Origin of the sequence: Streptomyces agglomeratus (genome assembly GCF_001746415.1) — a bacterium.
Lineage (GTDB): Bacteria > Actinomycetota > Actinomycetes > Streptomycetales > Streptomycetaceae > Streptomyces > Streptomyces agglomeratus.
Genome location: NZ_MEHJ01000001.1, coordinates 6,146,057 through 6,163,231 on the forward strand (window position 1 = coordinate 6,146,057; position 17,175 = coordinate 6,163,231).

The 17,175-nt window shown below is 66.9% G+C and carries 11 protein-coding genes, 3 rRNA genes and 1 pseudogene; 13 read left to right on the forward strand and 2 right to left on the reverse strand.

Features of this window, described 5'->3' with window-relative positions:
• Window positions 1-133: 133 nt before the first annotated feature.
• From AS594_RS26835 to AS594_RS26865, 6 genes and pseudogenes are all read left to right on the forward strand, one after another.
• On the forward strand, window positions 134-775 hold the full coding sequence (locus AS594_RS26835; RefSeq protein ID WP_069929426.1) for a DNA-3-methyladenine glycosylase: 642 nt from the start codon (window positions 134-136) through the stop codon (window positions 773-775).
• A 565-nt stretch (window positions 776-1,340) separates the two neighbouring features.
• Window positions 1,341-2,866: ribosomal RNA gene (locus AS594_RS26845) — 16S ribosomal RNA — on the forward strand.
• A 298-nt stretch (window positions 2,867-3,164) separates the two neighbouring features.
• A 23S ribosomal RNA gene (locus AS594_RS26850) occupies window positions 3,165-6,283 on the forward strand.
• A 111-nt stretch (window positions 6,284-6,394) separates the two neighbouring features.
• Window positions 6,395-6,511: ribosomal RNA gene (gene rrf, locus AS594_RS26855) — 5S ribosomal RNA — on the forward strand.
• Together the 16S, 23S and 5S rRNA genes form the textbook arrangement of a ribosomal RNA operon.
• A 123-nt stretch (window positions 6,512-6,634) precedes the next feature.
• Window positions 6,635-7,834: pseudogene (locus AS594_RS46300) on the forward strand (hypothetical protein); the annotation flags it as partial.
• A 384-nt stretch (window positions 7,835-8,218) separates the two neighbouring features.
• Window positions 8,219-8,950 carry a tetratricopeptide repeat protein gene (locus AS594_RS26865; protein ID WP_069935434.1) on the forward strand — a complete coding sequence of 244 codons (732 nt, stop codon included), beginning with the start codon at window positions 8,219-8,221 and terminating at the stop codon, window positions 8,948-8,950.
• 67 nt (window positions 8,951-9,017) lie between these two features.
• Here AS594_RS26865 and AS594_RS26870 read toward each other — a convergent pair whose 3' ends face one another.
• The gene (locus AS594_RS26870; protein ID WP_069929429.1) at window positions 9,018-10,301 is read right to left on the reverse strand and encodes a DUF1015 family protein; all 1,284 of its coding nucleotides are present in this window, start codon (window positions 10,299-10,301) and stop codon (window positions 9,018-9,020) included.
• 72 nt (window positions 10,302-10,373) lie between these two features.
• Between AS594_RS26870 and AS594_RS26875 the strand changes: the two genes are divergently transcribed.
• The 4 genes from AS594_RS26875 (at window position 10,374) to AS594_RS26890 (ending at window position 14,494) form a co-directional block, all read left to right on the forward strand.
• Window positions 10,374-11,411 carry an HAD-IIA family hydrolase gene (locus AS594_RS26875; protein WP_069929430.1) on the forward strand — a complete coding sequence of 346 codons (1,038 nt, stop codon included), beginning with the start codon at window positions 10,374-10,376 and terminating at the stop codon, window positions 11,409-11,411.
• A gap of 85 nt (window positions 11,412-11,496) precedes the next feature.
• Entirely contained in the window at window positions 11,497-12,552 is a 1,056-nt protein-coding gene (locus tag AS594_RS26880) for a FecCD family ABC transporter permease (RefSeq protein ID WP_069929431.1), read from the forward strand.
• Window positions 12,549-13,634, forward strand: coding sequence for a FecCD family ABC transporter permease (locus tag AS594_RS26885; RefSeq protein ID WP_420877846.1), 1,086 nt, complete (start codon window positions 12,549-12,551; stop codon window positions 13,632-13,634). The genes AS594_RS26880 and AS594_RS26885 overlap by 4 nt, the downstream gene beginning before the upstream one ends.
• Window positions 13,631-14,494, forward strand: coding sequence for an ABC transporter ATP-binding protein (locus tag AS594_RS26890; RefSeq protein ID WP_069929432.1), 864 nt, complete (start codon window positions 13,631-13,633; stop codon window positions 14,492-14,494). Before AS594_RS26885 ends, AS594_RS26890 begins: the two co-directional genes overlap by 4 nt.
• An 81-nt stretch (window positions 14,495-14,575) precedes the next feature.
• On the opposite strand, the gene AS594_RS26895 is transcribed toward AS594_RS26890, so the two are convergent.
• A complete protein-coding gene (locus AS594_RS26895; RefSeq protein WP_069935435.1) occupies window positions 14,576-14,926 on the reverse strand; it encodes an SCP2 sterol-binding domain-containing protein in 351 nt (116 codons plus the stop codon).
• A gap of 41 nt (window positions 14,927-14,967) precedes the next feature.
• On the opposite strand from AS594_RS26895, the gene AS594_RS26900 reads away from it, so the two are divergent.
• From AS594_RS26900 to AS594_RS26910, 3 genes are read left to right on the forward strand one after another with little or no spacing between them, the layout of a single operon-like run.
• On the forward strand, window positions 14,968-15,270 hold the full coding sequence (locus AS594_RS26900) for a hypothetical protein (protein WP_069929434.1): 303 nt from the start codon (window positions 14,968-14,970) through the stop codon (window positions 15,268-15,270).
• A 7-nt stretch (window positions 15,271-15,277) separates the two neighbouring features.
• Entirely contained in the window at window positions 15,278-16,093 is an 816-nt protein-coding gene (locus AS594_RS26905; protein WP_069929435.1) for a TlyA family RNA methyltransferase, read from the forward strand.
• Window positions 16,090-17,043: an NAD kinase gene (locus AS594_RS26910; protein WP_079144387.1), complete on the forward strand. Its 954-nt coding sequence runs from the start codon at window positions 16,090-16,092 to the stop codon at window positions 17,041-17,043. Before AS594_RS26905 ends, AS594_RS26910 begins: the two co-directional genes overlap by 4 nt.
• Window positions 17,044-17,175: the final 132 nt, after the last annotated feature.

Below are 17,175 nucleotides of genomic sequence, written 5' to 3' on the forward strand. Positions count from 1 at the left end.
CAGATCTTTGGTTCTGACTCTGACCAGTACAAACGCGGAAGGACCACGCCCGGTTCCGCAGCCCTCACCCTGGCAAAGCGCGCGCCTCAAGGCCACCTACCCGAAGGTGCGACTTCCACTACGCTCGGAGGGCATGATCACGGACCCCGACCGTACGCCGCTCCCCAGGACCTTCTTCGACCGCCCCGTACTGGAGGTCGCACCCGATCTGCTGGGGCGCACGCTCGTACGGCTGACCGACGACGGTTCGATCGAGCTCCGCATCACCGAGGTCGAGGCATACGACGGCCCGGGTGATCCGGGATCGCACGCCTACCGCGGAAAGACCCAGCGCAACGCATCCATGTTCGGCCCGCCCGGTCACGCGTACGTCTACTTCATCTACGGCATGTGGTTCAGCCTCAACCTGGTCTGCGGCCCGGAGCACAGCGCGAGCGGCGTACTGCTGCGCGGGGGAGAGGTGACACAGGGCCAGGAACAGGTACGCAAACGACGACTCTCGGCCCGAAGCGACAAGGAACTGGCCAAAGGCCCCGCCCGCCTCGCCACCGGACTCGCCATCGACCGCAGCCTCGACGGCACCGACCTCTGCGCCGGCCCCGATTCCCCCTTGTCTGTACTGCACGGCACGGCCGCCCCCGCTGACCTGGTCCGCAACGGCCCCCGCACCGGCGTGGGCGGTGAAGGCGCGGACCACCCCTGGCGATTCTGGATCGACGGAGACCCCACGGTGAGCCCTTTCAGGGCCCACACACCACGCCGCCGCCGAACTTGACGTGGCCCCGGCGGACGCCTAATGTAGCCCGAGCCGCTTGAGACGGGCATTGCTGTCGGTACGGGCTTCCGAGCCAACCGAAGCGCCCCGAAGCGGCCAAACCACTACCTACGATCTCCCTTACGGGTTCGATTTCGGCATGCCCGAATTCCGACTCACCGGCCCGATTATGAGCCGCAAGGGGAATCCGCTAAAGTAGTGACCACGCCGAAAGGGAAACGCGAAAGCGAAGACCTGAAAGCAGCCCCGCCGACGGGGAATCGGACACGAAAGAGTCTGATAGAGTCGGAAACACGAAATACCGAACGAAAGCCCGGAGGAAAGCCCGAGAGGGTGAGTACAAAGGAAGCGTCCGTTCCTTGAGAACTCAACAGCGTGCCAAAAGTCAACGCCAGATATGTTGATACCCCGGCCCACTTCGGTGGGTTGGTGGTTCCTTTGAAAAGTCCTGGCTGTCCTTGTGACAGTCCAGGCGAACACAGCGAGGACGCTGAGAACAGCGGGCCATATTCCGGCCCGACCTGTTCCGCTCTTTCGTGTGTGTGATCCCGATTACGGGAAAACATTCATGGAGAGTTTGATCCTGGCTCAGGACGAACGCTGGCGGCGTGCTTAACACATGCAAGTCGAACGATGAAGCCCTTCGGGGTGGATTAGTGGCGAACGGGTGAGTAACACGTGGGCAATCTGCCCTTCACTCTGGGACAAGCCCTGGAAACGGGGTCTAATACCGGATAACACTTCTTCAGGCATCTGAAGAGGTTAAAAGCTCCGGCGGTGAAGGATGAGCCCGCGGCCTATCAGCTTGTTGGTGGGGTAATGGCCTACCAAGGCGACGACGGGTAGCCGGCCTGAGAGGGCGACCGGCCACACTGGGACTGAGACACGGCCCAGACTCCTACGGGAGGCAGCAGTGGGGAATATTGCACAATGGGCGAAAGCCTGATGCAGCGACGCCGCGTGAGGGATGACGGCCTTCGGGTTGTAAACCTCTTTCAGCAGGGAAGAAGCGAAAGTGACGGTACCTGCAGAAGAAGCGCCGGCTAACTACGTGCCAGCAGCCGCGGTAATACGTAGGGCGCAAGCGTTGTCCGGAATTATTGGGCGTAAAGAGCTCGTAGGCGGCTTGTCACGTCGGATGTGAAAGCCCGGGGCTTAACCCCGGGTCTGCATTCGATACGGGCAGGCTAGAGTGTGGTAGGGGAGATCGGAATTCCTGGTGTAGCGGTGAAATGCGCAGATATCAGGAGGAACACCGGTGGCGAAGGCGGATCTCTGGGCCATTACTGACGCTGAGGAGCGAAAGCGTGGGGAGCGAACAGGATTAGATACCCTGGTAGTCCACGCCGTAAACGTTGGGAACTAGGTGTTGGCGACATTCCACGTCGTCGGTGCCGCAGCTAACGCATTAAGTTCCCCGCCTGGGGAGTACGGCCGCAAGGCTAAAACTCAAAGGAATTGACGGGGGCCCGCACAAGCAGCGGAGCATGTGGCTTAATTCGACGCAACGCGAAGAACCTTACCAAGGCTTGACATATACCGGAAACACCTAGAGATAGGTGCCCCCTTGTGGTCGGTATACAGGTGGTGCATGGCTGTCGTCAGCTCGTGTCGTGAGATGTTGGGTTAAGTCCCGCAACGAGCGCAACCCTTGTCCTGTGTTGCCAGCATGCCCTTCGGGGTGATGGGGACTCACAGGAGACCGCCGGGGTCAACTCGGAGGAAGGTGGGGACGACGTCAAGTCATCATGCCCCTTATGTCTTGGGCTGCACACGTGCTACAATGGCCGGTACAATGAGCTGCGATGCCGCGAGGCGGAGCGAATCTCAAAAAGCCGGTCTCAGTTCGGATTGGGGTCTGCAACTCGACCCCATGAAGTCGGAGTTGCTAGTAATCGCAGATCAGCATTGCTGCGGTGAATACGTTCCCGGGCCTTGTACACACCGCCCGTCACGTCACGAAAGTCGGTAACACCCGAAGCCGGTGGCCCAACCCCTTGTGGGAGGGAGCTGTCGAAGGTGGGACTGGCGATTGGGACGAAGTCGTAACAAGGTAGCCGTACCGGAAGGTGCGGCTGGATCACCTCCTTTCTAAGGAGCACTTCTTACCGGTCCGCGGTCAGAGGCCAGTTCATCGGCGAACGTCCGGTGCTGGTTGCTCATGGGTGGAACGTTGACTACTCGGCACGGTTTGGTGGGTTCACGAGTACTGCTTCGGCGTGGAAAGTGAGCACAGTAAATCGGGTCGGGCACGCTGTTGGGTATCTGAGGGTACGGACCATTTGGTCTATATCTTCGCGATGCCGGCCCCAGTGCACTCGTCCGTAAGGGCGGGGTGATGGGTGGCTGGTCGTTGCTTGAGAACTGCACAGTGGACGCGAGCATCTGTGGCCAAGTTTTTAAGGGCGCACGGTGGATGCCTTGGCACCAGGAACCGATGAAGGACGTGGGAGGCCACGATAGTCCCCGGGGAGCCGTCAACCAGGCTTTGATCCGGGGGTTTCCGAATGGGGAAACCCGGCAGTCGTCATGGGCTGTCACCCATACCTGAACACATAGGGTATGTGGAGGGAACGCGGGGAAGTGAAACATCTCAGTACCCGCAGGAAGAGAAAACAACCGTGATTCCGGGAGTAGTGGCGAGCGAAACCGGATGAGGCCAAACCGTATGCGTGTGATACCCGGCAGGGGTTGCGCATACGGGGTTGTGGGATTGCACTTCAACAGTCTGCCGGCTGTTGGCAAGTCAGAAACCGTTGGTAGGCGAAGGACATGCGAAAGGTCCGGCGTAGAGGGTAAGACCCCCGTAGCTGAAACATCAACGGCTTGTTTGAACACCCAAGTAGCACGGGGCCCGAGAAATCCCGTGTGAATCTGGCGGGACCACCCGTTAAGCCTAAATATTCCCTGGTGACCGATAGCGGATAGTACCGTGAGGGAATGGTGAAAAGTACCGCGGGAGCGGAGTGAAATAGTACCTGAAACCGTGTGCCTACAAGCCGTGGGAGCGTCGCTGTATGTGCTTGCACATGCAGTCGTGACTGCGTGCCTTTTGAAGAATGAGCCTGCGAGTTAGCGGTGTGTAGCGAGGTTAACCCGTGTGGGGAAGCCGTAGCGAAAGCGAGTCCGAATAGGGCGATTGAGTTGCACGCTCTAGACCCGAAGCGGAGTGATCTAGCCATGGGCAGGTTGAAGCGGAGGTAAGACTTCGTGGAGGACCGAACCCACCAGGGTTGAAAACCTGGGGGATGACCTGTGGTTAGGGGTGAAAGGCCAATCAAACTCCGTGATAGCTGGTTCTCCCCGAAATGCATTTAGGTGCAGCGTCGTGTGTTTCTTGCCGGAGGTAGAGCACTGGATAGGCGATGGGCCCTACCGGGTTACTGACCTTAGCCAAACTCCGAATGCCGGTAAGTGAGAGCACGGCAGTGAGACTGTGGGGGATAAGCTCCATGGTCGAGAGGGAAACAGCCCAGAGCATCGACTAAGGCCCCTAAGCGTACGCTAAGTGGGAAAGGATGTGGAGTCGCAGAGACAACCAGGAGGTTGGCTTAGAAGCAGCCACCCTTGAAAGAGTGCGTAATAGCTCACTGGTCAAGTGATTCCGCGCCGACAATGTAGCGGGGCTCAAGCGTACCGCCGAAGTCGTGTCATTCACACATATATCCCCAACGGGAGTGTGGATGGGTAGGGGAGCGTCGTGTGCCGGGTGAAGCAGCCGCGGAAGCGAGTTGTGGACGGTTCACGAGTGAGAATGCAGGCATGAGTAGCGATACACACGTGAGAAACGTGTGCGCCGATTGACTAAGGGTTCCTGGGTCAAGCTGATCTGCCCAGGGTAAGTCGGGACCTAAGGCGAGGCCGACAGGCGTAGTCGATGGACAACCGGTTGATATTCCGGTACCCGCTTTGAAACGCCCAGTATCGAATCCATTGATGCTAAGGCCGTGAAGCCGTCCTGGAGCCTTCGGGCAAAGGGAAGTGGTGGAGCCGCCGGTCCAAGGTGGTAGTAGGTAAGCGATGGGGTGACGCAGGAAGGTAGTCCAGCCCGGGCGGTGGTTGTCCCGGGGTAAGGGTGTAGGCCGAGGGGTAGGTAAATCCGTCCCTCGTTAAGGCTGAGACCTGATGCCGAGCCGATTGTGGTGAAGTGGATGATCCTATGCTGTCGAGAAAAGCCTCTAGCGAGTTTCATGGCGGCCCGTACCCTAAACCGACTCAGGTGGTCAGGTAGAGAATACCGAGGCGTTCGGGTGAACTATGGTTAAGGAACTCGGCAAAATGCCCCCGTAACTTCGGGAGAAGGGGGGCCATCACTGGTGATCGGATTTACTCCGTGAGCTGGGGGTGGCCGCAGAGACCAGCGAGAAGCGACTGTTTACTAAAAACACAGGTCCGTGCGAAGCCGTAAGGCGATGTATACGGACTGACGCCTGCCCGGTGCTGGAACGTTAAGGGGACCGGTTAGTGCGCTTTCGGGCGTGCGAAGCTGAGAACTTAAGCGCCAGTAAACGGCGGTGGTAACTATAACCATCCTAAGGTAGCGAAATTCCTTGTCGGGTAAGTTCCGACCTGCACGAATGGCGTAACGACTTCTCGACTGTCTCAACCATAGGCCCGGTGAAATTGCACTACGAGTAAAGATGCTCGTTTCGCGCAGAAGGACGGAAAGACCCCGGGACCTTTACTACAGTTTGATATTGGTGTTCGGTTCGGCTTGTGTAGGATAGGTGGGAGACTTTGAAGCATGCACGCCAGTGTGTGTGGAGTCAATCTTGAAATACCACTCTGGTCGTGCTGGATGTCTAACCTCGGTCCGTGATCCGGATCAGGGACAGTGTCTGATGGGTAGTTTAACTGGGGCGGTTGCCTCCTAAAGAGTAACGGAGGCGCCCAAAGGTTCCCTCAGCCTGGTTGGCAATCAGGTGTTGAGTGTAAGTGCACAAGGGAGCTTGACTGTGAGACCGACGGGTCGAGCAGGGACGAAAGTCGGGACTAGTGATCCGGCAGTGGCTTGTGGAAGCGCTGTCGCTCAACGGATAAAAGGTACCCCGGGGATAACAGGCTGATCTTCCCCAAGAGTCCATATCGACGGGATGGTTTGGCACCTCGATGTCGGCTCGTCGCATCCTGGGGCTGGAGTCGGTCCCAAGGGTTGGGCTGTTCGCCCATTAAAGCGGTACGCGAGCTGGGTTTAGAACGTCGTGAGACAGTTCGGTCCCTATCCTCTGCGCGCGTAGGAATATTGAGAAGGGCTGTCCCTAGTACGAGAGGACCGGGACGGACGAACCTCTGGTGTGCCAGTTGTCCTGCCAAGGGCATGGCTGGTTGGCTACGTTCGGAAAGGATAACCGCTGAAAGCATCTAAGCGGGAAGCCTGCTTCGAGATGAGTATTCCCACCCCCTTTGAGGGGTTAAGGCTCCCAGTAGACGACTGGGTTGATAGGCCAGATGTGGAAGCCCGGTAACGGGTGGAGCTGACTGGTACTAATAGGCCGAGGGCTTGTCCTCAGTTGCTCGCGTCCACTGTGTTGTTCCCGGGTTGCGAACAGTTATCGCACCGGTTGAACAGATCCACTTACTTAATTGAAGAGTGTGCTTGTTCGCTAAGCCCGATAGGGTTTCGGTGGTCATAGCGTTAGGGAAACGCCCGGTTACATTCCGAACCCGGAAGCTAAGCCTTTCAGCGCCGATGGTACTGCAGGGGGGACCCTGTGGGAGAGTAGGACACCGCCGAACAATCTTTCAGGACCCTTGGTCCAGCGTTCATGCTGGACCAAGGGTCCTTTTTGTTTTTCCGAAGCGCGTCGGATGGCCGACTGCGCGAGAATGACTGCGTTACCCCAAGACAGGAGCCAACCGATGTCCACCAACTCTTCCGACGATCGTCCGGAGCGCGAGCCGCGCCGGCGAGACGGCGATGACAGGGGCGGATACCGCGGCGGTCGTGACGACCGTGCGCCGCGCCGGGACAACGATCGCGGTGGGTTCCGTCGTGACGACCGCCCCACCGGCGGTGCTCCCCGAAGTGGTCGTGACGACCGCTCCGGTGGGCCTCGCCGTGATGACGACCGAGGCGGGCGTCCGAGCGGTGGTGGCGGTGGCTTCCAGCGTCGTGACGACCGACCGAGCAGCGGCCCTCGCCGTGACGACAGCCGTGGCGGCCGTCCGGCCAGCGCCGGTGGCGGTTACCAGCGTCGTGACGACCGGCCGAGCAGTGGGCCGCGTCGGGACGACGAGCGTGGCGGGTTCCGTGGCGGTCGTGACGACCGTGCCCCGCGTCGGGACGACCGTCCCAGCAGCGGTGGCGGCGGGTTCCAGCGTCGCGACGATCGCCCCAGCGGTGGTGGCTACCAGCGTCGTGACGACCGGCCGAGTGGTGGCAGCGGTGGCGGTGGCTTCCAGCGTCGTGACGACCGCCCCAGCGGCGGTGGCGGCGGGTTCCGTGGTGGCCGCGACGACCGTGCCCCGCGTCGGGACGACGAGCGGGGTGGCGGGTTCCGTGGCGGTCGTGACGACCGTGCCCCGCGTCGGGACGACCGTCCCAGCAGCGGTGGCGGCGGGTTCCAGCGTCGCGACGATCGCCCCAGCGGTGGTGGCTACCAGCGCCGTGACGACCGTCCCAGCGGCGGTGGCTACCAGCGCCGTGACGACCGTCCCACCGGCGGTGGCTACCAGGGTCGTGACGACCGCCCGAGTGGTGGCGGTTACCAGCGCCGTGACGACCGTCCCAGCGGCGGCGGCTTCCAGCGTCGTGACGACCGTCCCAGCAGTGGCGGCGGCTACCAGCGTCGCGATGACCGCCCGAGCAGTGGGCCGCGTCGGGACGACGAGCGGGGTGGCGGGTTCCGTGGCGGTCGTGACGACCGTGCCCCGCGTCGGGACGACCGTCCCAGCAGCGGTGGCGGCGGGTTCCAGCGTCGCGACGACCGCCCCAGGGGTGGTGGCTACCAGGGTCGTGACGACCGTCCGAGCGGCGGTGGCTACCAGGGTCGTGACGACCGTCCGAGCGGCGGTGGCTTCCAGCGCCGTGACGACCGTCCCAGCGGCGGCGGTTACCAGCGTCGTGACGACGATCGCGGTGGGTTCCGTGGTGGGCGTGACGACAGCCGGGGCGGGCGTCCCAGCAGCGGCGGCGGTTATGAGCGTCGTGACGACCGGCCGAGCAGTGGGCCGCGTCGGGACGACGAGCGTGGTGGGTTCCGAGGCGGTCGTGACGACCGTGGGCCCCGCCGTGACGACCGTGCCCCGCGTCGTGACGACCGGGGGGACCGTGGCGGCGACCGCGACGGTTACCGCGGTCAGCGGGACGACCGTGAGCGGGAGCCCGTCAAGCGGCTTCCCATCCCCGAGGACGTCACGGGATACGAGATCGACAAAGACGTTCGTCAGGAGCTCCAGAGCCTGCCGAAGACCCTGGCCGAGGACGTTGCCAAGAACCTCGTCATGGTCGCGAACCTCATCGACGACGACCCCGAGGAGGCGTACGCCTACTCGCGCATCGCGCTGAGGCTCGCCTCCAGGGTGGCTGCCGTGCGTGAGGCCGCCGGCTTCGCGGCGTACGCGACTCAGCGGTACACGGAGGCGCTCGCGGAGTTCCGCGCCGCCCGCCGGATGACCGGCAGCGTGGAGCTGTGGCCCGTCATGGCGGACTGCGAGCGCGGGCTCGGTCGGCCCGAGCGCGCGATGGCGATGGCTGGCGAGCCCGAGGTGCAGAAGCTCGACAAGGCGGGCCAGGTCGAGATGCGCATGGTCGCGGCCGGGGCGCGTCGGGACATGGGTCAGATCGATGCGGCCATCGTGACCCTCCAGGGTCCCGAGCTGGCGTCGAACTCGGTTCAGCCGTGGACCGCGCGACTGCGGTACGCGTACGCCGACGCGCTGCTGACCGCCGGGCGGGAGGCCGAGGCACGTGAGTGGTTCGCCAAGGCGATCGAGGCGGACAAGGACGGCCTGACCGACGCTTCGGACCGGCTCGCCCAGCTCGACGGTGTCGACTTCGTCGACGCGCTCGACGAGGACAGCGAGGAGTCCGGGCGGACCGCCCCGGCCGCCGCTGAGGCCGAGATCGTCGTCACGGACGACGCCGAGACCGGGGTTGAGGCGGAGACCGAGGCCGAGGCCGAGGTCGAGGCCGAGGTTGAGACCGACGTCGAGTCTCAGGGCGACAAGGACTGACTGAGTCCCGTTTGAGAAAGGGCGGCACCCCTCCGGGGGTGCCGCCCTTTCTCGTTTCCGGCGCGGTTCAGCTCAGGTCGAGGCTCCGCAGGACCAGGCCCGTCGCCGGCTTCGGGCCGAACGAGGTGGACTTGCGGGGCATCGTGACGCCCTGACGGGCCAGGTCGCGGACGACCTCTTCGCGTACCGGATGCATCAGGACCGCCGTGCCGCCGTGGCGCTCCGCCTGCGTGACGGCCGCCTCGGTGCCGTGGATGTACGCGATGTGCTCGGGGGCGTCGGGGATCGACCACACGTGGTCCAGGAGGGCCGCGTGCAGGACCGTCGCGTCCAGGGTGCGCCAGGCTTCGGGGCGGCCGGCCGGGACCGTACGGGACAGCAGGGCCTCGTCGGGGCGGTCGATGAGGTGGAAGGCGCCGTCCCCGGCCAGGAGGAACGCGTTGCCGGCGGCGGACGCGGAGGCGAGGGCGTCCAGGGCGTGGGAGAGCGGTCCCCGGACCTCACGCACGCGGAAGGTGTCCGCGACGGCGGCGAGGGCGTCCGCGACGGGCAGGCGGTGGAGCACGCGGTGGATGGCGCGGACCTGGAGCGGGTAGCGGGCCGTGTCGATGAGGAGGACGAGGCCGGAGTTCCAGGGGCCGCGCGCGGGGTGCTCTTCCCGGAGGCGCAGATACGTCGCCCACCGGTGGTGGCCGTCCGCGATCAGGGCCTGGCGGTGGGACAGGTCGGCCGTGACCTCGGCCAGCTCGGCGGGGTCCGTGAGCGACCACAGGCGATGGCTGAAACCGTCCTCCGTCGTGGTGGCCAGGAGGGGCGAGCGGTGGATGGTGCGTTCGATGACGGCGGTCGCGCCTGCGGCCTGGCCGCCGCTGCGGTACGTCAGCAGGAGCGGTTCGAGGTTGGCGGCCGTGGCACGCATCAGGGCGGCGCGGTCGGCGACGACGTGCGGCATGACGTCCTCGTGGGGGAGGACGATCCCCTCGGCGGGCGGAGTCAGGGTGAGGGCTCCGATGAGTCCGCGCTGGAGAACGTCGCCGCTGCGCTGCTCGTACACGTACAGGGCCGGCTCGGGGTCCGGGGCCATTACGCCTTCCGCCAGCCAGCGGCGCAGGGTGTCGGCGGCCTGCTGGTTGCGGCCGGCGGGTGAGGCGGCCTGCGGGAGGATCAGGCGGACGATGTTGTACGGGTCGGCCGATTCCAGGTGGTGCAGGCCGTCCGGCCGTACGACCACGTCGTACGGCGGGGACGTGACAGCGGCCAGGCTGCTCACTCGCTCGGGGACGTAACGCAGTCCACGGAACGGGGCCAGGCGCAGGCCGTGGTCCTCCTCGGGCCGACCAGGTGTACTCATTGGTGCATCGTAAGTCGGGTGGTCCGATGAGCGATGATCGGGGGACAGGCACCGATCTAGGAGTGATACGGAATGAGCCAGCGGACCAGGACCCGGCCCGACGCGAGCGCGCGTGCGCTGAGGGAGGCGTACGACACGGCTCTGCTGGATCTCGACGGTGTCGTGTACGCGGGCGGTGAGGCAATCGCGCACGCCGTGGACGCGCTCGGGGTCGCCCGGGACGGCGGGATGCACCTCGCCTACGTGACCAACAACGCGCTGCGGACGCCCGATGCGGTCGCGGAGCACCTGACGGAACTCGGGGTGCCGGCGGAGGCGTCCGACGTCATCACGTCGGCGCAGGCCGTGGCGCGGCTGATCGCCGATCAGGTTCCGGCCGGTTCGCGGGTGTTGGTGGTCGGCGGGGACGGGCTGCGGGTCGCGCTGCGTGAGCGCGGGCTGGTGCCGGTGGAGTCGGCCGACGACGATCCGGCGGCCGTGGTGCAGGGGTACGGCGGGCCCGATCTGGCGTGGGGCCGGTTCGCGGAGGCGTCGTACGCCGTGGCGCGCGGCGTGCCGTGGTTCGCGTCCAACACCGACCTGACGATTCCCGGTGCGCGGGGGATCGCGCCGGGCAACGGTGCGGCGGTGGAGGTCGTACGGATCGCCACGGGCGCCGAGCCGCGGGTGGCCGGCAAGCCGCTGCCGCCGATGCACCGGGAGACGATTCTGCGCACCGGCGCGGAGCGGCCGCTGGTGGTCGGGGACCGGCTGGACACCGACATCGAGGGCGCGAACGTGGGCGGTGTCGACTCGCTGCTCGTACTGACCGGGGTGACGGACGCCGCGCAGCTGCTGGCGGCGGCGCCGAAGTACCGGCCGACGTATGTGGACGCGGACCTGCGCGGGCTGCTCACCGGGCAGCCGGAAGTGGCGGAAGCGGCCGGGGCCGACGGCGGGTTCGTGTGCGGCGGGTGGACCGCGGCCGTACGCGACGGTGAGCTGGTCGCCGAGGGTGAGGGCGCGGCGCTGGACGGGCTGCGGGCGCTGTGCGCGGCGGCCTGGACGTACGCCGGCGACGGGACGTGCGGGCTGGACGCGGACAAGGCGCTGACCAGGGTGGGATTTTAGGGGGAGGGCGCGAGCCGGGGGCCGGGGAATCGTTGGGCCCGCGGCCGTGTGGCGCGATGCGAGGGTAGGCTAACCTAACTCCGTGTTGGTCGAGAGTTCCCCCAAGCAGAGCGCGGCGCAGGCCCCGGAGGCCGCTCCCGCGTCCCCCAAACGCAACGCCTGGCGCGCCGTCGGACTGCTCGTCTCCGTCGGCGTACTGCTGCTGGTCGTGCTCGCGAGCATCGCGATCGGCGCCAAACCGCTTGCTGTGGGCGACGTGTGGCACGGCCTGTTCCATGCCTCCGGCACCGGCAACGACGTGATCGTCCGGGATGTGCGGGTGCCCCGCACGATCCTGGGCGTGCTCGTGGGCGTGGCTCTCGGACTCTCGGGCGCGGTCATGCAGGGGCTCACCCGCAACCCGCTCGCGGAGCCGGGCATCCTGGGCGTGAACGCGGGGGCCGCCGCCGCCGTCGTCTCCGCCATCAGCTTTCTCGGTATCACCTCGTTGACCGGATATGTCTGGTTCTCGTTCGCCGGTGCGGGAGTTGTGTCCGTACTGGTCTACGTCCTGGGCGGGAGCCGGGGCGCGACACCCGTGCGGCTCGCGCTCGCCGGGACCGCCGCGACGGCCGCGCTCTACGGTTACGTCAACGCCGTACAGCTGATGGACTCCGCCGCGCTGGAGCAGATTCGTTTCTGGACCGTCGGCTCGCTGGCCTCCGCCGACATGGTGATCATCGGCAAGGTCTGGCCGTTCATCGCTGTCGGTGTGGTGCTCGCGCTGCTCATCGCACGGCCGCTCAACGCGATGGAGATGGGCGAGGACACGGCGAGGGCGCTGGGCGCGCACCTGACCCGGACCCGCGTCCTCGCGATGGTCGCCGTCACGCTGCTGTGCGGCGCCGCGACCGCCGCCTGCGGGCCGATCGTCTTCATCGGGCTGATGGTCCCGCACCTCGTACGGACCCTCACCGGGCCCGACATGCGCTGGATCCTGCCGTACGCCGCCGTGCTCTCGCCGGTGCTCCTGCTGGGCTCGGACGTCATCGGACGGGTCGTCGCCCGGCCCTCCGAACTCCAGGTGGGCATCGTGACCGCGCTGGTCGGCGGGCCCGTGTTCATTCATCTCGTACGCCGCCGGAAGATGGCTCAACTGTGACTGTTACCTCTCCCTCGCGGACACGGACCGGGAAGCGGCCCCTGACGCGGACCTCGCGCACGGTGCGCACCCGCGGCGGGCTCTCCTTCCGGATCGAGCCCCGGGCCCTCCTCGCCTCGCTGCTGCTCGTCGCCGCGGCGCTGGCCATGGGTGTGGTGCTCATCGGCAGTGGTGACTTCCCGATGTCGCCGGCCGATGTCGTACGTACGCTCCTCGGCAACGGCACCGCGTCGCAGGAATTCATCGTCACCGAGCTGCGCGTGCCGAGGGTCGTCGTCGCGCTGCTCGTCGGTGCGGCGCTCGGGGCGTCCGGCGCGGTCTTCCAGTCCATCTCCCGCAATCCGCTGGGCAGTCCGGACGTGATCGGTTTCGGGCAGGGCGCGACGGCCGGCGCGCTGACCGTGATCGTGCTGTTCAAGGGCAACGCTGTAGCGGTGACCGGTGGCGCGCTCGTCGGCTGTCTGCTGACGGGAGCCGCCGTCTACTTCCTCGCCTGGAAGCGGGGTGTGCACGGCTTCCGGCTGGTACTCGTCGGCATCGGCGCGGCCGCCATGCTGACGGCGCTCAACCACTACCTGATCACCAAGGCCAGCATCGTCGACGCGACCCGGGCCACGGTGTGGATGACGGGCTCGCTCGACGGGCGGGGCTGGGAGCAGGCGTGGCCGCTGCTCGGCATGTGCGTCGTACTGATTCCGCTGGTGCTGGGCCACGGGCGGTCGCTGCGGATGATGGAGATGGGCGACGACGCGGCGTACGCCCTCGGGGTGAGCGTCGAACGCGTCCGGCTGGTGCTGATGCTGTCCGCCGTGCTGCTCATCGCGGTGGCCACGGCCGCCGCCGGACCCATCGCCTTCGTCGCGCTGAGCGCGCCGCAGCTCGCCCGCAGGCTGACGCGCTCGCCGGGCGCGAACCTCGCGGCGTCGGTGTGCATGGGTGCCACGCTGCTGGTGTTCGCCGACTGGATCGCACAGCAGGGTCTGAGCGACACGCAGTTGCCGGTGGGTGTGGTGACGGGCGTACTGGGCGGCTGCTACCTGCTGTGGCTGCTGGTGACGGAGCGCAAGGCGGGACGTATATGACGACCGAGAAGAACCTCAGGAGCAAGCCAGTGCAGCGTCAGCGCCTCAGTGCGGAATCGGTGACCCTCGCCTACGACCAGCGGGTCATCGCGGAGGACCTGTCCGTCGAGATACCCGACCATTCGTTCACGGTCATCGTCGGTCCCAACGCGTGCGGCAAGTCGACGCTGCTGCGCGCCCTTTCGCGGATGCTCAAGCCCACACAGGGCCGGGTGCTCCTGGACGGGAACGCCATCGGCTCCATGCCCGCGAAGAAGGTCGCCAGGACGCTGGGGCTGCTGCCGCAGTCGTCCGTCGCGCCGGACGGGATCACGGTCGCCGACCTGGTGGCGCGCGGCCGCTACCCGCATCAGGGGCTGCTGCGGCAGTGGTCGCCGGAGGACGAGCGGATCGTCGGGGAGTCGATGGAGTCGACGGGCGTCGGACAGCTGGCCGACCGTTACGTCGACGAGCTGTCCGGCGGACAGCGGCAGCGCGTGTGGATCGCCATGGCCCTGGCCCAGCAGACGCCCCTGCTGCTGCTCGACGAGCCGACGACGTACCTCGACATCCAGCACCAGATCGACGTGCTCGACCTGTGCGCGGAACTGCACGAGACGCAGGGGCGCACGCTGGTCGCCGTACTGCACGACCTTAACCATGCGGCGCGGTACGCCACCCACCTCATCGCGATGCGGGACGGCGAGATCGTCGCGCAGGGGCCGCCGGCCGAGGTGGTCACGGCGGAGCTCGTGGAGCGGGTCTTCGGGCTGCGCTGCCAGGTCATCGACGACCCGGAGACCGGGACGCCGCTGGTGGTGCCGGCGGCGCGGCAGGCACGCGCGGGGCGGGCGGTGGCCGGGGCCGTCCCGGCTTCCTGACGCGGGCGGACGGGCCGGCTCCGGTGGGCCACAGCAGGACGGACCGGCCGGTGGGCTAAGGAGGACGGGCCGGCCAGTGGGCTACAGGAGTTTCCTGAGGCGGATCAGGTCGCGGAAGCCGGCTTCCAGCCTCACCCGGCCCGAAGCCCAGGCCCTGGCGAAGTTCAGCTCGCCGCCGACCATCGCGACCAGGTCGTCGCCCGTGATCGCCAGGCGGATCTCGGCCCGCTCGCGCGGCGGACCGTCCAGGGTCTCCCGTACGTCGATCCGGCCGTCCGTGAGGCGGCCGGTGAACGTGACGTCCAGATCAGTGACGTGACAGCTCAGGGAACGGTCGAGCGCGGCGGCGCTGCGTACGCCGTCGTCGTCGGCCCGGGCCAGGTTGTCCGAAAGTGTGTCGAGTGCGCCGCGGCACTCCTCCGTCGTTGCCATCGGATCGACGGTACCCCAGGGCTTCGGGGTAGCGTCGGGGCATGAACCACGAGGTCGAGGACGTCGAGGACGTCAAGGACAGGGCCGGCCGGACGCCGGAGCCCGTCGCCGCCGCGGTGTACGACCCGGCCGCACCGGCGCCCCTCGGGGTGGAGCGCACCGCCACCGGGCACGGCGGCGTCGACGCGCTGCTGGAGCGGCTGGGCGACGCCGACCACCTCCCGGCGGACGGGCACATCGAGGTGTACGAGGATGTACACCGGGGGCTGCGTGAGGCGCTGACCGCGCTGGACGCCCGACCGGGACCTCCGGCGCCCCCTTCCCCGTACGACAACAGGAGCTGAACCGATCGTGGCAGGAGTCGCGCGCCGACGCCTCGACGCCGAGCTGGTCCGCCGGAAACTCGCCCGCTCCCGGGAGCACGCGAGCCAGCTGATCGCCGCAGGGCGGGTAAAGGTGGGCGGCGCCGTCGCGACCAAGGCCGCCACGCAGGTCGAGACCAGCGCCGCCGTCGTGGTGCTCAAGGACGACAACGACCCCGACTACGTCTCGCGCGGCGGCCACAAGCTGGCCGGCGCGCTGGAGGCGTTCGTACCACTGGGGCTGAAGGTGGAGGGGCGGCGGGCGCTCGACGCCGGGGCCTCGACGGGTGGATTCACCGATGTGCTGCTGCGCGCGGGCGCCCGGCAGGTCGTCGCCGTCGACGTCGGATACGGCCAGCTCGCGTGGTCGCTCCAGTCCGATGAACGCGTGAGCGTCAAGGACCGTACCAACGTGCGGGAAATGACACTCGACACGATTGACGGGGAGGCGGTCGACCTGATCGTCGGTGATCTGTCCTTCATTCCGCTGGGGCTGGTGCTGCCGGCGCTGGTGCGGTGCGCCGCGCCGGACGCCGATCTCGTGATGATGGTGAAGCCGCAGTTCGAGGTGGGCAAGGACCGCCTGGGCAGCGGCGGAGTCGTGCGCAGCCCCGAACTCCGGGCCGAAACCGTACGGGCCGTGGCGCGCCAGGCGTGGGAACTCGGCCTGGGCGTACGGGCCGTCACGGCCAGTCCGCTGCCGGGGCCCTCGGGGAATGTCGAGTACTTTCTGTGGCTCCGGGCCGGTGCTCCCGCGCTCGACCCGGCGGATGTTGACCGTGCAGTGGCGGAGGGGCCGAGTTGACAACGACGACAGCGACGACAGCGACCACGACGGACAGAGCTGCTGAGCCTCCGGGAGCGGCACGCACCGTTTTCCTGCTCGCTCACACCGGTCGCCCCGCGGCCATCCGCAGCGCGGAACTGGTCGTACAGGGGCTGCTGCGCAGCGGAATCGGTGTGCGCGTACTGGCGGCGGAGGCGGCCGATCTGCCGCTTCCGGCGTCCGTCGAGACGGTGGCGGAAGCCTCGCCCGCCGTACTCGACGGCTGTGAACTGCTGATCGTCCTCGGGGGGGACGGGACGCTGCTGCGCGGCGCCGAGTTCGCGCGCGCCTCCGGGGTGCCGATGCTCGGCGTCAACCTCGGCCGCGTCGGCTTCCTCGCGGAGGCCGAGCGGGACGACCTCGACAAGGTGGTCGACCGGGTCGTCACGCGTGCGTACGAGGTCGAGGAGCGCATGACGCTCGACGTTCTGGTGCACAATAACGGCGACATCGTGCACGAGGACTGGGCGCTCAACGAGGCCGCCGTGCAGAAGGTCTCGCCCGAGCGGATGCTCGAAGTCGTCCTGGAGATCGACGGGCGGCCGGTGACCGGCTTCGGCTGCGACGGCATCGTCTGCGCCACCCCGACCGGGTCCACGGCGTACGCCTTCTCGGCCGGCGGGCCCGTGGTCTGGCCGGAGGTGGAGGCACTCCTGATGGTGCCGATCAGCGCGCACGCGCTGTTCGCCAAGCCGCTCGTGACGTCGCCGAATTCCGTGCTCGCGGTGGAGGTGCAGCCGCACACGCCGCACGGCGTGCTGTGGTGCGACGGCCGCAGGACCGTGGAACTGCCCGCCGGCGCGCGGGTGGTGGTCCGGCGGGGCGCCGTGCCCGTACGGCTGGCGCGGTTGCACCATGCGTCGTTCACCGACCGGCTCGTCGCCAAGTTCGCCCTTCCGGTGTCGGGGTGGCGGGGGGCGCCGCACTGAGGTGCGGAGTGCGGGGCGTGGAGTACCGGAGCGCGGCACGCGGAGTGCCGGTGTCGCGCTGCGGCGCGTCGGGGTGCGGCGCAGTGAAGTGAAGTGAAGTGACGCCGCGGTGATGTCGACATCTCGACCGAA

What these genes read in the sequence shown, in the direction of transcription:
- AS594_RS26835 (WP_069929426.1), top strand. Translation starts at nt 134, where the DNA reads ATGATCACGGACCCCGACCGTACGCCGCTCCCCAGGACCTTCTTCGAC.
- AS594_RS26865 (WP_069935434.1), top strand. Translation starts at nt 8,219, where the DNA reads ATGGTCGCGAACCTCATCGACGACGACCCCGAGGAGGCGTACGCCTAC.
- AS594_RS26870 (WP_069929429.1), bottom strand. Translation starts at nt 10,301, where the DNA reads ATGAGTACACCTGGTCGGCCCGAGGAGGACCACGGCCTGCGCCTGGCC.
- AS594_RS26875 (WP_069929430.1), top strand. Translation starts at nt 10,374, where the DNA reads ATGAGCCAGCGGACCAGGACCCGGCCCGACGCGAGCGCGCGTGCGCTG.
- AS594_RS26890 (WP_069929432.1), top strand. Translation starts at nt 13,631, where the DNA reads ATGACGACCGAGAAGAACCTCAGGAGCAAGCCAGTGCAGCGTCAGCGC.
- AS594_RS26895 (WP_069935435.1), bottom strand. Translation starts at nt 14,926, where the DNA reads ATGGCAACGACGGAGGAGTGCCGCGGCGCACTCGACACACTTTCGGAC.
- AS594_RS26900 (WP_069929434.1), top strand. Translation starts at nt 14,968, where the DNA reads ATGAACCACGAGGTCGAGGACGTCGAGGACGTCAAGGACAGGGCCGGC.